The organism is Parabacteroides sp. ZJ-118 (assembly GCF_011038785.1).
Classification (GTDB): Bacteria; Bacteroidota; Bacteroidia; order Bacteroidales; family Tannerellaceae; genus Parabacteroides.
Genome location: NZ_JAAKDT010000004.1, coordinates 42523 through 56974, shown reverse-complemented (window position 1 = coordinate 56974; position 14452 = coordinate 42523). Strand labels below are relative to the sequence as shown.

Annotated in this window: 10 protein-coding genes; 4 read left to right on the top strand and 6 right to left on the bottom strand. The window is 49.6% G+C overall.

What is annotated here, in order from left to right:
- Both G7Y39_RS02615 and G7Y39_RS02610 read right to left on the bottom strand, forming a co-directional pair.
- Positions 1–975 (bottom strand): polyprenyl synthetase family protein, encoded by a 975-nt coding sequence (locus tag G7Y39_RS02615; RefSeq protein ID WP_165154797.1) that lies wholly within the window; start codon positions 973–975, stop codon positions 1–3.
- 81 nt (positions 976–1056) lie between these two features.
- A complete protein-coding gene (locus G7Y39_RS02610) occupies positions 1057–1749 on the bottom strand; it encodes an energy transducer TonB (protein ID WP_165154795.1) in 693 nt (230 codons plus the stop codon).
- Between the two features lie 207 nt (positions 1750–1956).
- On the opposite strand from G7Y39_RS02610, the gene porQ reads away from it, so the two are divergent.
- From porQ to pfkA, 4 genes are all read left to right on the top strand, one after another.
- Positions 1957–2967: a type IX secretion system protein PorQ gene (gene porQ, locus G7Y39_RS02605; protein ID WP_165154793.1), complete on the top strand. Its 1011-nt coding sequence runs from the start codon at positions 1957–1959 to the stop codon at positions 2965–2967.
- A gap of 31 nt (positions 2968–2998) precedes the next feature.
- The gene (cmk, locus tag G7Y39_RS02600; protein WP_165154791.1) at positions 2999–3688 is read left to right on the top strand and encodes a (d)CMP kinase; all 690 of its coding nucleotides are present in this window, start codon (positions 2999–3001) and stop codon (positions 3686–3688) included.
- Positions 3689–3775: 87 nt separating this feature from the next.
- Positions 3776–4648 (top strand): 4-hydroxy-3-methylbut-2-enyl diphosphate reductase, encoded by an 873-nt coding sequence (locus tag G7Y39_RS02595; RefSeq protein WP_165154789.1) that lies wholly within the window; start codon positions 3776–3778, stop codon positions 4646–4648.
- A gap of 97 nt (positions 4649–4745) precedes the next feature.
- Positions 4746–5726, top strand: a complete 981-nt coding sequence (pfkA, locus tag G7Y39_RS02590) for a 6-phosphofructokinase (RefSeq protein WP_165154787.1) — start codon at positions 4746–4748, stop codon at positions 5724–5726.
- A gap of 99 nt (positions 5727–5825) precedes the next feature.
- Here the strand turns inward: pfkA and meaB are convergent, their stop codons facing one another.
- From meaB to G7Y39_RS02570, 4 genes are all read right to left on the bottom strand, one after another.
- Positions 5826–6923: a methylmalonyl Co-A mutase-associated GTPase MeaB gene (gene meaB, locus G7Y39_RS02585; RefSeq protein ID WP_165154785.1), complete on the bottom strand. Its 1098-nt coding sequence runs from the start codon at positions 6921–6923 to the stop codon at positions 5826–5828.
- 9 nt (positions 6924–6932) lie between these two features.
- Entirely contained in the window at positions 6933–8042 is a 1110-nt protein-coding gene (locus G7Y39_RS02580) for a DUF1573 domain-containing protein (protein WP_165154783.1), read from the bottom strand.
- A gap of 28 nt (positions 8043–8070) precedes the next feature.
- Entirely contained in the window at positions 8071–8448 is a 378-nt protein-coding gene (locus G7Y39_RS02575) for a DUF1573 domain-containing protein (RefSeq protein ID WP_165154781.1), read from the bottom strand.
- Between the two features lie 238 nt (positions 8449–8686).
- A complete protein-coding gene (locus tag G7Y39_RS02570; protein WP_165154779.1) occupies positions 8687–14368 on the bottom strand; it encodes an alpha-2-macroglobulin in 5682 nt (1893 codons plus the stop codon).
- Between the last annotated feature and the right edge of the window lie 84 nt (positions 14369–14452).

The following is a 14452-nucleotide window of genomic DNA, read 5'->3' as shown; positions in this document are numbered from 1 at the left end:
TTAAGATTGTCTATGCATTAAATGATCACAAACCTCTTTTAGGATCGTTAATTTCTCGGGGGCGACCCGTAGAGCGTTTAAGTTCTCCACGGATGCGTCGTAATAGGCTTGGATTTTATTTTCTGTCAATTGTTTTAGCTGTAATTCGTTGTAGATAGAGGTGAATGCCTGTATCTTTTGAGCCGGGTCGAATTGGTTTTTGCCCATCCAGCCACGGAGCGTTCCCGCTTGCTCTTTATTGGCCAGTCTGAGAGCGTTGATCAATAAGAATGTTTTCTTGTCGCAAAGGATATCGCCGCCAATGTTTTTCCCGAAAGTGGCGGTGTCACCATATACATCCAGTAAATCATCTTGCAGTTGAAACGCCAGACCGATATTGATTCCAAACGCGTATAAATTGTCCGCGTCTTCCTGTGAGGCACCTCCAAGTAAGGCTCCTGTCTTAAGGGCGCAGGCCAATAATACGGCTGTCTTTAGCCGGATCATCTCGATGTATTCTTCCTCACTCACATCCACGCGCGACTCGAATTCCATGTCGAATTGCTGGCCTCCACATATTTCCGCCGCCGTTTGTGTAAATAAATCCAACACTTGTTTGAGGTGGATGGGATCCGTTGATCCGATTAATTGGTAAGCCGCTATTAGCATCGCGTCTCCGGAAAGAATCGCCGTATTGGCATTCCATACCTTGTGTACGGTAGGTTTGTTCCTCCTTTTATCCGCTTCATCCATCAGGTCGTCGTGCAGCAAGGTAAAGTTATGGAAAACTTCCAGACCTAAAGCAGGCTTGATTGCGTTCTCTATACGATCATTGTATATATTACATGCCATCAACGTTAACGCCGGACGTATTCTTTTTCCTCCGAGAGACAAGATGTACTCTATCGGCTCGTATAAGCTTTTGGGCGGATTTGTGAATTGTAGTTGAGAGATCTCGCTTTCTATTCGTTGAAGTATATTCTCGAATGCTAACATAGCAGTATCAATTAATGGAGTTATGAAATAAAAAAAGGCTGCGAAAACGAAGCAGCCTTTTTGATAGGTTTAATGTCAATACTATTGCAATCTGAACGTGATAGGCACGGTATACTTGACACGTACCGGTTTGCCTCTCTGCTTACCCGGCGACCATTTCGGCATGGTCCCGATCACGCGAAGAGCCTCTTTGTCCAATGAGGGGTCTACACCGCGTAATACCTCGGCGTCCACTACGGACCCGTCTCGGTTAACCACGAACGCGCAAATTACACGACCTTGGATACCGTTTTCCTGCGCGATTACCGGATACCGGATTGATTTAGAGATAAACTTCAGCAATTCCGCGTCTCCACCGGGGAACTTCGGCATCTCCTCTACAACCGTAAAGATCTGCTGCGCGGACTCCTCTTCCTCCTCTACAACTGCGGGGGGCGTATAAACAGCCTCTTGCGCTGAGGTTTGGTCATCCTCCGATGATAAGATATCTTGCTGCTCCAATTCAACGTCATCTTCAACAACGTTCAAAACCTCGGTTACAACGGGCGCTGGAGGTGGGGGAGGTGGCGGAGGCGTGTTCTCCGGTCTCGTGATTTCCACTTCTTCCTCGGCGATGATGTCTGCTACACCCTCGCTGGCCTGAACGACCATTACATCGCGGGTGCTCCATTCGAAGCCCACGAACAAGACAGCTAAGCCCACTACGAATCCCATCAGGACGCTCAGAGTCTTACCTTTCTCAAGGTCCGCTTTCGGTGATTTTTTAATTTCCATACGTTTATAATAATTTATAAGTGTTTTTCACTTCTGCAAAAATACAAATTATTTCATATATCAAGCAAAAACGAGAGCGATAATATACCTTTTAGGCATTTTTCCCGTTTCTGTTTATGTGAAATCCGTATTCCCGAGATTTACGGGTGTAAAGTAAAAACATTTTTCCGAATTAATGTATCTTTGAACGATTTTTTACATGAAAATATGAGAAATAAACTATTTATACTGATTTTATTCGTTATTACAAGGTCTGTCTCAGCGCAAAACGGGAGCGAGGCGTACACTTTCTTGCGTCTTCCGACCTCGACCCGGGCTAACGCCTTGGGTGGGCATACCGTGGCGTTGGTAGAAAGAGACCCTTCGCTTATTTTCCATAATCCGGCGTTGTTGGGTGTGGAGATGGATGGGATGGTCAATTTGAATTATATGAATTACATCTCGGATATCAACGTAGGAAGTGCCTTGTTCGCGAAAGCGCATGGGGAAAAAGGAGCTTGGGGTGTAGGCGCTACGTTTATAAGCTATGGGGATATCAAGGAGGTGTTGCCGGATAATGGAGTGACCGGAGCGAGTCTTTCGGCGAAAGATATCAGTGTGAATGGTTTCTACGCTCGTGACTTGAGCGAGCGTTGGCGGGGTGGATTATCTTTGAAGTTCTTGTATTCGGGGCTGGCGGATTATACCTCGATCGGCTTATGCGTAGATGCGGGATTGAGTTATTATAATTCGGAGAAGGGTTTTTCTTTTGGCTTCGCCTTGAAGAATATCGGCGCGCAACTGAAAGCGTATGAGGATGAGCGACAAAAGATGCCTTGGGATATCCAGATGGGGATCACCCAGAAGATGGCGCATGCCCCGATTCGTTTCTCTTTGACGGCCCAATACTTGAACCGTTGGAAGTTTGATTATATCGATCATACGGATAAAGCGTATGACGGGGATTCTTTCATTAAGACGCTGGCGAAGCATTTTATCATGGGCGTGGATTTTATCCCGTCCGATAACTTTTGGGTGGGAGTAGGATTCAATCCGAAGGTCAATATGGATATGAAGTTGAAAGGCGGGGGGAGTTTCTCCGGCTTCTCGGCTGGCGCAGGCGTAAGGATCAAGATGTTTGACGTGGGCTTCTCGCTGGCGAAATATCATCCGTCTGCCCTGTCGATGATGATTAGCGTATCTACGACCTTGGCCGATTTTAAGAAAGTGGCAGAATAAACCTATACATTAATAATATATACATGCATATATGAAGAAAATAGTTATCGCTATAGACGGCCACTCTTCCAGTGGCAAAAGTACCATGGCAAAAGATCTTGCCAAGGAGATCGGATATACGTATCTCGATACGGGTGCCATGTATCGGGCCGTGACTTTGTATTGCATTCAGCATGGATTTTTTGAGGGAGAGAAGATCAAGGAAGACGCATTGAAAGCTGCGATTGACCATATCGATCTCTCATTTCGTTTGAACGCGGAGACCGGCCGACCGGATACCTACTTAAACGGCGTGAATGTAGAGAAAGAGATCCGTGGTATGGAAGTGGCGGATAAGGTGAGTCCGGTAGCTACGCTGGGTTTTGTACGCCGTGCGTTGGTCGCTAAGCAACAAGAGATGGGGAAGGCGAAAGGCATCGTGATGGATGGGCGTGATATCGGTACGGTCGTATTCCCGGACGCGGAGTTGAAGCTTTTCGTGACGGCTTCGCCGGAAGTACGAGCCAAGCGCCGGGTGGATGAGCTGGAGGCGAAGGGGATTCCTGCTTCTTACGAGGAGGTGCTGGAGAATGTGAAGAAACGGGATTATATAGATTCAACCCGGGAAGAAGGCCCTTTGAGACAGGCGGATGATGCCTTGGTGCTGGATAATTCCCACATGACTTTGGAAGAGCAAAAGGCGTGGTTGCTGGAACAATATCATAAAACGATCGGTTCATAAACAAGTACGTGGAGTATCCTATAAAGGGAACTTTTGATAGAAAATGAAGAAAACTGTAAGTATTTGTCTAGTAATGATAGTATAGATATGATAGAAGTCGAGATAGATAAAGATTCCGGGTTCTGTTTTGGAGTTGTCACCGCCATAGAAAGCGCGGAGCGGGAGCTGGGTAATACGGATACGCTGTATTGCCTGGGCGATATCGTTCATAACAGTTTGGAGGTAGAGCGGTTGGAGCATATGGGGCTGCATACGATCGACCATGAGGGCCTTTCAAGGCTGAGAGGCCGGAAGGTGTTGCTCCGGGCGCATGGCGAGCCGCCTTCTACCTATGCGTTGGCGAAGCGAAACAATATCACGATTATAGACGCTACTTGTCCGGTCGTCTTGCGTTTGCAGCGTAAGATCCATAAATGTTATCAAGAGACCCGGGCGGATAACACCCAATTGGTTATCTATGGCAAGAAAGGCCATGCGGAGGTGAATGGCTTGGTGGGCCAGACGGAAGGTACGGCGATTGTCATCGAGAAAATAGAAGACCTCGATCGTCTGGACTTTACCCGTGCGATCAGCCTGTTTTCCCAGACCACGAAATCCTTGGATGGGTTCAAGGCGGTAGTGGCGGAGATCAAGCGGCGGATGGCGGAAGGGGTAGAGTTCAACTATTACGATACGATTTGTCGTCAGGTGGCGAATCGTCTTCCGAATATAAAAGCTTTCGCCTCCAGCCACGATTGGGTCTATTTTGTGGCCGGTCGTAAAAGTTCCAACGGGAAGATGCTGTTCGAGGAGTGCCGGAAAGCGAATCCGAATACGCTTTTTATTTCCGAGGTATCGGAGATTACCGCACCTTTGCCCGAGGGCGTGCGCCGGGTCGGGGTTTGCGGCGCTACATCCACTCCCAAGTGGTTGATGGAGGAAGTGGCGATCCGGATCCGGGAACTGAATGCCTCGGAATGATGTTTTGATTAAGATTACGTGAACTTTCCGGGAGAAAGACAGAGGAATAACTAAATATTTACTACTTTTGCCGGAGAACATTAAAATCAATGACGCTATGTCTACAGTAAAGTGTGTTGGTATTTTAACGTCCGGAGGTGATGCCCCGGGAATGAACGCCGCTATTCGTGCGGTAACACGTTCCGCTATTTATAACGGAATGAGAGTGAAAGGTATTTACCGCGGTTACAAAGGGTTGATCCTAGATGAGATTGAAGAGTTCAAGACACAAAATGTCAGTAATATAATTCAACGCGGTGGAACAATCCTTAAGACCGCCCGTTGCGTGGAGTTCAAGACTTCCGAGGGACGTAAACAGGCCTATGATAAGTTGCAAGAGCATGGGATCGATGCTTTGATCGCTATCGGTGGAGACGGAACGTTGACGGGAGCGCGTATTTTCGCGCAGGAGTTTAATTTCCCGATCGTAGGATTGCCGGGTACGATTGATAACGACTTGTATGGCACGGATACGACGATCGGTTATGATACGGCCTTGAACACGATCATGGAATGCGTGGACAAGATCCGTGATACGGCTACCTCGCATGATCGTTTGTTCTTTGTGGAGGTTATGGGGCGCGACGCCGGTTTCCTGGCGTTGAACGGGGCGATCGCTTCCGGTGCCGAAGCCGCTATTATCCCGGAAATCTCCCTGGAGAAAGATCAATTGGCCGAGATGATCGAGACTGGATTCCGTAAGTCCAAGAACAGTAGTATCGTATTAGTTGCCGAGAGTGAGGTGACCGGTGGTGCTATGGGTGTCGCCGAGCGTGTGAAGAAGGAATATCCGCAGTTCGATGTACGTGTCTCTATTTTAGGTCACTTGCAGCGTGGTGGTTCTCCTACGGCACAAGATCGAATCTTGGCGACGCGTATGGGGGTAGCCGCTATCGATGCCTTGTTGGATGATCAGCGCAACGTGATGATGGGTATCCAGAACGACCAGATCGTCTATGTGCCATTCTCCAAAGCGATCAAGAATGATAAGCCTATTAACCGAGATTTGTTGAACACGCTCCGTGTTTCTTCCATCTAAATAAGGCCTCCCTTTATATGGACAGGAACCCGGATGTAGCCGATCGTATATACATCCGGGTGTCTGCTTAGGGTTGGATCATGCGGCGCTCTCATGCGTTTATTTCGCGGCGATCTGATCCAAGAACAGATCGATCATCCGTTTGGCAGCCACGAAAGAGCTGATCTGGTTGTTCAAGACCTGCTTCTCCGTTTGTTCCAGCATACCTTCTACCGCCGGGTTGTGGTAGAACTTATCCCGCAGCGTGTCGTTGATACTTTCGTACATCCAGTATTTCGCCTGCTCGTTACGTTTGTAGTTGAAGTAGCCATTTTTTTGGGTGAACTCCATATACTTTCCGATCATATCCCATATTTCCTGGATGCCTAGGTTATAATAACCGGAATAAGTCAACACTTTCGGGAACCAGCCCGATTCCGAAGGCGGGAAAAGATGTAAGGCATTCCTGAACTGAGCGGCGGCGAGATTCGCCTTATCGATATTGTCTCCATCCGCTTTATTGATAATAATGCCGTCCGCCATTTCCATGATGCCTCGCTTGATACCCTGCAATTCATCGCCGGTACCGGCAAGTTGGATCAACAAGAAGAAGTCTACCATAGAATGTACGGCTGTCTCGCTCTGCCCGACACCCACGGTCTCCACGAACACGGTGTCGAAACCGGCGGCCTCGCATAATACGATGGTCTCACGGGTCTTACGGGCGACACCTCCCAAGGAGCCGGCAGATGGAGAGGGGCGGATAAAGGCGTTTTTCTCTCTCGACAAAGCCTCCATACGGGTCTTATCTCCCAGGATACTGCCTTTCGAGCGTTCGCTACTCGGGTCGATCGCCAATACCGCAAGCTTACGTCCTTGGTTGATCAAGTGCATGCCGAAAGAGTCGATAGAGGTACTCTTTCCCGCTCCGGGAACGCCCGTAATACCGATACGGACCGATTCCCCGGCGAAAGGCAAACATTTCTCGATAATCTCCTGCGCTACCTGTTGGTGCTCATGCTTAGAGCTTTCCACCAAGGTAACCGCCTGACTGAGTATCGTGATATTCCCTTTTAAGATACCTTCCACGAATTCAGAAGGCGTATATACCTTGCGCTGGGCGCGTTTTTTAATATAAGGATTCACGATAGGGACATCCGCGATGCCCTTATTCACTTTCAATCCCTTGTACTGATCATCGTTTTCTGGATGTTCCATATCAATCTATTATTTGTATGCCGTCACCTTGATCAAGCGAATAGGCCCGTTCGGATCGTTGCATACGACATTAATAAGTGCTTCAAGTTTTGTCTTTATCTCTTTCGGTCGCAAGGTTACCTTGAAGGTAGCGGTCGCTCCCGGCTTAAGATCTTTCTTGCCGCCGGATAAATCGACACGCTCATCATCACAAGTGACGCTATAGATCGTGAGCGGAGTCTTTCCGGCATTCGTAATCTCAAACGTACTCGATACCTTGCCACCGATCAACGGAACGATATTTCTCTTGTCCGGTAGCTTGCCGAATTCCAGTAAAGTGCCGGATAATTCCGCTATCGGGGCTTGGGCTTTATCCGCCGCGGATAGTTTGCTGAAATTATCGATCACGTTGGCGGAGATCCGGATCTCACCGGACACTTCCTTCTTTCCGGCGCTCTGTATCACGACCGGCAAAAGCGTAGAGACTCGTCCCTTCCGCTTCAGGACCTTGGCGTCCATAAGGATCGTAATGGCACCGACCTCGTCCGGTTGAAGGGTCGCCGGGTTCACCTGTACGTTGAGGTAGTGAGGTGCTTTACCCAGATGAATCGTAGCCGAGGCCTTTCCCTCGTTCTTGATGTTGATCTTCTCGCCCAACGTTTCCTCCGGACGGATACTGCTGAACAGAACCGTCTTCGTATGCAGCTTCAGATCACCGATCGAATAGGGATACGTAAAGATGGGCTGCGAAGGTTTCGGAGTGACATTCCCCTTAATGGCTAGGCTGTAACTCCCTTTCTTCCCATTGCTGAATATCGATACGGTTTTATAAAACGGGCCGGGGCGTCCTTTCGGATTATACGTTACCTTAACCTCGCCCGTCTTACCGGGAGCGATCGGCGACTTGGTCCATTCCGGCCGTGTACAACCACAAGAGGCGGTAACACGGGTGATGACCAAAGGGGCGTCTCCCGTATTCTGTATCGTGAAAGTATGGCTGGCGAATCCATCGGCCTCGGCTATCGTCCCGAAATTATAAGTCAACTCATCCGACAAGATTTGGGCACCTTGTTGTGCCCAGACTGTCGTTATAGATAGAGTCGCTATAAGCGGAAGGATCAACTTTTTGATATTCAGCATTCCAATTGGGGATTTTCTTACGTGTTTCCTATTCAATCTCTCCCCGGATGTTCAGGATGAAGCTTCCGGTTTTCCCGTTACTGTATATGGAAATGGTCTTCGTGAAAGGACCCGGGCGTCCTGCCGGATCGAAAGTAACCTTGATCTGGGCTTTCTTGCCCGGTGCTATCGGCTCTTTCGGCCATTCCGAGGTCGTGCATCCGCAAGACGCGATTACACGTGTAATGACCAGTGGCATATCGCCCGTATTGGATAGTTCAAACGTATGGGATACTTTTCCGTCCGCTTCCTTGATGGTACCAAAGTCAAAACTGGTTGTTTCCGCGGAAATAACTGCTTTTTTCTGAGCCGAGGCCATTCCTGTCGCTAACAGGATCGCCATGAAAATAAAAACTATTTGTTTCATCTTATCGTTTAGTTTTAATGGATAACACAAAAGTAGTGATTTTGGTTGAAAAAAATGCGCAATGTTGGAAATTCAGAACTTTTTTGCTTATATTCACAAAGTGATAATGCAAGGTGTTTAACAACTCAGTCTCTGGTCGTTTCTCTACCGATAACCAATTCCTTGTTAGGGAAAAAGCGAGAAGCTTACGATGGGCATTGAAAGAAGCTTAGAATGCCCATCGTAAGAAAAGGCAGATTTAAGGCTCTACCTGTAGGCTTTCTCCGGCGGTGTGCGACACGAATTCCGGGGCGTACATGCATTGAATCGTACTGATACCTCCGGCGTATTCGCCACTACGGGATACGTAGACCGGATATTCCAAGACAAACGTACCTTCCGGCAGACGGTTGATGAAGAAATTCTCGGACACGTCTTTCGGGGATCTGTAATACCAGATACCGTCTCTTGATTCCGTACCGGAAAGTTGATCGGCCGGCTCGAAGCAGCCCGCGCGTAGATCTTTCAAGAATACGTAATCCATTTCACGGTCTGTCCGGATTGTTAGCCGAACGATTACCTTGTCTCCGATGCGGAGCGGCTGCTCCGGTGTCACCGGACGGATTTGGCGGTTGGTACCGTTATGGGTCTCGACGAATAATTTCTTCTCGACATTCAACACCCCTTTTTGTCCTTTTACCTTATGGATGTCTTGGAAGTATTGCTCGTAGACGGCTCCCCATGCCGGCGTGTTTCCTTCCTTGCGGATCGAGAGCACGGGGTTAGCGGAGCGATGAGCCGGCTCGTCCGGCAGTATCGTTTTGAGATAACCGGTAGCGATTTCCCCTTCCGCGGTGCTATAGGTCTTGCCGTCCCATGTCGCTACACAGGTATTCCGCGTGTTCAGCCAATCGCTACCCGTGAGTAGCAAGGCATAAATGGCGTTTACCGTGGCGGGTACGGATTCCCAGTCTTGTGTGCGTTTCCGGTTTAGCAACCATTGTTTCATCCGGTTTGTGTTCCGGGTATCCGGCGCGATCTCGTTGAAGACGGACATCAATAAGCAATGCGTGTCGACCGGTGAGGTGAAATAATCGTTCCCCCTGCGGTTGTTTGCCCAATACATCCCTTTCTCCTCGGAGATCGTAGCGGTCTTCTTTAGCCATGTAAGGATCGCTGTCGATACCTCCTTTTTACCGTTCCGATGCATCAACAAGGCGATTTCTCCCTTATTGATTAAAGCATATTGATTCCAGTGCTTCTCCGCTTGGTTCGTATAGAAACGGATCGCTTCCCGGGCATCTCCCAGTTCCGGGATATCCCGGTAGGAACTACGCACGAATAAGAACTCTACCTGCTCCGGCGAGGGGCCTCTGTTTTGCCATTTTTTATCGTGTTTCCGCAAGCTCTCGTAATCCGCTTGCATGCACTTGTCCAAGAACTTGATGGCTTTCAGTTGCATCTCTTTCTCCGTTTGCCCGTATTGGATCGCGTTCAGTTGTACAAGCTGTGACATACCTTTCAGGATGGAAAGCGTGATCGCACGGCTTGCGGGGAAACCTTTGAACCAGCTCCATCCCCCCTCTTCGTTTTGTTGTTGGATCAACTGTCGCAGGGCCGCTTCCCGTAATCCGTCCGCACGGCTCAGGTCGAACAACAAAGACAAGCGTTGCTTTTGCTCCGTCTCGTTATCGGCGGCCAGTACCCAAGGCGTCTCTTCCAAGAGTATGTTCTTAAGCGCTTGGTTCTTTTCCAGGTTTGAATAGAGCGTAGAGGCATTCCCTCCTTGAGCGGTCCATTGGCTGATCACCTCCCGTATGCGGGGATGGGCTTGGGCGATATAGGAAGCCAACGTATTGCTGTAATAAGCGGCAAACCAAGACAAGATATTATCATTGTTCGGCTGTGTGATCGTCGGTAATGCCTGTACCGCGTACCAAATCGGATTTCCGGTCATCTCCAGTGTGAGACGGAACGGTGTTTTACCCTCTGAGTTCCCGGAGATACGGAATGATTTCTCTCCCTCTTGGATCAGATAGAACGGGGTGCTTTCCGTGATAAGCAATTGATTGGAAAGGACCGGTACGATCTGTTGCTCCCCGTCGCTTCCCTTTTCAGAGTCGGCCAGGATACGTACGCCCAGCAGACTGATCTGTTGGGGAACCGGGATCAACCAGCTCACGGCGGCGATGCTATCCGGTTGCAACTCAAACGGGCGTTGTGACTTGCTCAAGCAGATAATCGGCTGGTCAGTATCCGGATCAAATAGCTCGATACGTATACGGCCGGATACCGCTTCCTTGGAATTGTTGATGACTTGCGTGCTGATGCTGACCGCATCCCCTTGACGGACGAAGCGAGGCAGATTCGGTAGAACCATCAAGGGTTTGCTACTAATAATCTCTTTCGTAAGCAGGCCGTATTTCAGGTCTTGGGTGTTGGCCAACAGCTGTAGTTTCCATGTCGTATTACTTTCCGGCAGGGTGAAATTTACGAACAGGTCTCCTGCCTCGTTCGTTTGTAAGGTCGGGTAGAAGAAGGCGGTTTCCGCGAAGTTCTGCCGGATTTGCTCCGGACTTATCGGCAGGCTGCTCCCCTTGGCGAAAAGATCGGATCGGCTGAATAAAGTCTCTGTAGACTCTACAGTCTCCTCCTCCAAAGTACTGCCCTCTGCGATTGCGCGATCTTCCGCTACCTCCACAGCCATGTTCGCCTGTGTAGCCATCGCCGATTTCATCAGGATACCTCCTGCCATGGATGACTGGCCGTATCTCCGCCCGCGCATCGTATTGAATAGACCGAACCAGTTCAAACGGTCATATTGATATTGAGGTACCTTTATATACCTAGCCTCCGTCTGGTCATATTGATAACTACGCTGGAATCCGGTTCCGGTTGAGAAACGGGGCGCTTGTAGCAGGATCGTTCTCCGCGGGGAGAAATACCAATTGAATGGTATGATTTTATCTAGCGAGGCGTCGTACATGCCGGCCAGAACCTCGGCGGATACGATCGCGGAGTCCGCGTCGGTGATACGGAATTTCCAATTCTCCTTACTTCCCGGAAGTAAACGATCCCGGAAGGTTATCGGCTTGATGGTCAATTGCCGGTCGGGTAGCTGAAGCGCTACGGGTACTTGGGTAATGTATAGTTCACCCGCCTTTACGAACGTGAAGGATACGGTGATTCCGTCTCCATATTCCGGCTTGAACGGGATCTTAAACCGACGGTTCGCGTCGCTTAGCCTGATCACCTCATGATGGATACGGTTGTTCCCGGCAAACCATTCATAGAGCACGTAGGCATCCTTGTCGGAAGTGCCGAACACGATCTCCGCGTCCTCTCCGGGCAAACAAGTTGTCTTCTCTTTCAGCAGCCAAGTATGGGTAAATACGGGAGGGCGCTTGTCGCTCTTTCCGTACAGGATGAAATCGGACTGGTTCTTACTCTGCCGTCCTTGGCTATCTTTGGCGTCTACCAAAATGCGGTAACGTCCGGAGGACAATGCGTTGAAAATAGCCGGACTGATCTCCTTGCCACTGGTAAAATTACCGGAAGCGACTTGCTTGCCCTCCCGATAGCCCTCCCCGCTATTTTTATCGGATCGGTTTGCGATCTGTTCTACGATCTTGAAAGTACCGGAGGTGGAAATCATCTCCCCATTGATCGTCCGGGCTTCGACCACGGCTTTTACCGAGTCTTTCTCGACTTGTGTCGGTAGGTTGGTGAATAATACGATACTGGATTCTCCGACCGAGAAGGTGTAATTCGCCTCTTGGCTCTCTCCCTTGCTATCGGTCACGGTAGCCGATACCTCATAGGTCTGGTATGCGGAAGCGTATGGATCCGTATTCTCCTCTTTTTGGGGACGGAAAGATACGCTGAATGTCCCATCGCCGGAAAGGGTGGTACTCCCTTCCGCGACTTGTGTCGGAGCGCTCGATCGGAAATACCTCCACGACAGGAAGGGCCTGCGTGTAATACGCCAAGCGACATCGCCACCGGGCAGTGACACGCCGGAGAATGTCGCCGCCTCGCCTTGTATGGTAACGGAATCGCCAAAAGCGATATCGCCTTTAATCGGAAGGAAGTGCGCTTGGAAAGTCGGACGTTTGTATTCCTCCACATTGACATATACGCTCATCTGTCCGGTACTTAACCGGAAGACACCGCTCAAGGTCTGTTTGGGGAGGGAGAACTCGCCGTTAAAAGAACCGAAGTCATTGGTCGTGACCTTTTTCCGGGCTATCTCTTTCCCGTTAGCGTCGTGTAAAGTCACCGTGAAAGGCTGTCCGGCCACGGCATGCGGGTCGTTCGAGTCTTTAACATAGGCGAGACCTTTGAAGAAAAGGGTTTGTCCCGGACGGTAAAGCCCGCGATCCGTAAAGACAGAGACTTCCACCGGGCTCTTTTCGGGTCTGTGACCGGAACCCGTCGGGTAGATGGTTGTCAACAGCGCGTTGGTATCTCCCGGTCTGCTGGCTTGGAACGCTAAAACCTGGCGGTCCGCCGGGAGCGTGGCCAAGCCTTCCCGGTCTGTCTTGACGCTACCTCGTTCCTGCAGGCTGCGACGCTGACCGCCGTAATAGGTAACGACCGCGCCATCAATAGGCTTCCCGCTGAGATAGTCGGTAACCATGACCTCCTGTTTATTACCGGGAAGATTGCGATGGATCGCGGCCAAGCGGGTTACGCTAACCGTATGGGTCGTCTTTAGCTGTTGTCCGGGTACGGTTACGACACATTCATACAATCCCGGTTGGTCCATGGCTATATGTAGGGTCGTATCTTGCCGCGAATAGGTGTCGGGCAGTAGTAAAGAGAAGGTCTTCTCATGTACGAGTTGCCCCAAGGTGTTGCTACTCGGTTTCCGGGCGGAAGTGTGGGCTGCCGCTTGTAAAGGTGTTTTCGAGCTTCGATAGATTTGCACGAGGGCTTTCCGTACATTCTTATATTCCAGCTTGATCGCCAATTGTTGTCCCGGATAAACCGTGTTGTCCGTAGATACGGATAAAGTCGGTTGTTCCAATTGCGCCAAGCGATTCTTTAGGATAGCCGTGCGAGGGTAACCGGAATACCGTTTGATACCCTCCTCGCATAGTTTTACCTCCTCCGCTTTGATAGAATCCCATTGGGTAGAGACCTGGCGAAACATACTGCCGCTAATCAAATCCAATTGGGCGATTAAGATCTCGGCGGCATAGTCTTGGGAAGCTAAGCTCCTGTAAAGCTCATCCAACGCGTTCCTGTAGGCCTCGAAAGAGGCTTTATCCCTTTTATCCCCGTAAAGAAACCGTAGGTAGTCCAATTCCGTAAGGAGAACCGCTTTCATATTCGGTTCCTTATTTTGGAAGGCGATCAAGTCTTTATAGATCTGTACGGTCGGTTGGATGTCCAGTGCCCGGAAGGCGAGGAACTCATAGAGCGTCGGACGCAGGGTTTGCGAGTCCTTTCCGGTCTCCAGGATATCCTTGAACCTGCTGACAGGCGTATTTTGCAACAAGGCCGCAGGTCGCAAGGATAAATCGATCTCTTCCTTGATCTTATCCGTGAATAAGTTGGAAGTCCATTCCCGCATATCCTCCGGAATATAACCGCTTAATTGGGTTCTTCGGTCGATGGTCCACTGGTTCCGTTGGTAGTAGTGCTGATACATCTCCGCCAGCATGGAATGCAATACCGCCACGGAAGCCGAGTCGGCGCGGCTGTTGGTGTAATTCTCCACGTCCCGTATCAGTTCCGGAAACCGATCGTCGTTTATCTCCATCTGTTCTTTCATCTTGAGGATAAGATTCTTGATCACCATCGGGGTATTCTTTTCGTTTATCGCTTGCGTGATAACAGAACTTCTTTGTTGAGGCCGGGCGGCCCGGCTATACATAATAACCGCCGAAATGCCGCAAAGTATCAGGGCAGATAAAACAATTGCTCTCATCTTCATATCGCTTGGTTTTTTTAAAGTTTTACAATAAACCTTTCCCAATTATAGATACAAAGAAAGAGCAAAAAGTTGTAAAACGCACGT

Bases quoted from the DNA above. Each gene is read 5' to 3' on its own strand.
- pfkA (WP_165154787.1), top strand. From the start codon at position 4,746: ATGTCTACAGTAAAGTGTGTTGGTATTTTAACGTCCGGAGGTGATGCC.
- meaB (WP_165154785.1), bottom strand. From the start codon at position 6,923: ATGGAACATCCAGAAAACGATGATCAGTACAAGGGATTGAAAGTGAAT.
- cmk (WP_165154791.1), top strand. From the start codon at position 2,999: ATGAAGAAAATAGTTATCGCTATAGACGGCCACTCTTCCAGTGGCAAA.
- G7Y39_RS02615 (WP_165154797.1), bottom strand. From the start codon at position 975: ATGTTAGCATTCGAGAATATACTTCAACGAATAGAAAGCGAGATCTCT.
- porQ (WP_165154793.1), top strand. From the start codon at position 1,957: ATGAGAAATAAACTATTTATACTGATTTTATTCGTTATTACAAGGTCT.
- G7Y39_RS02575 (WP_165154781.1), bottom strand. From the start codon at position 8,448: ATGAAACAAATAGTTTTTATTTTCATGGCGATCCTGTTAGCGACAGGA.
- G7Y39_RS02570 (WP_165154779.1), bottom strand. From the start codon at position 14,368: ATGAAGATGAGAGCAATTGTTTTATCTGCCCTGATACTTTGCGGCATT.
- G7Y39_RS02595 (WP_165154789.1), top strand. From the start codon at position 3,776: ATGATAGAAGTCGAGATAGATAAAGATTCCGGGTTCTGTTTTGGAGTT.
- G7Y39_RS02610 (WP_165154795.1), bottom strand. From the start codon at position 1,749: ATGGAAATTAAAAAATCACCGAAAGCGGACCTTGAGAAAGGTAAGACT.
- G7Y39_RS02580 (WP_165154783.1), bottom strand. From the start codon at position 8,042: ATGCTGAATATCAAAAAGTTGATCCTTCCGCTTATAGCGACTCTATCT.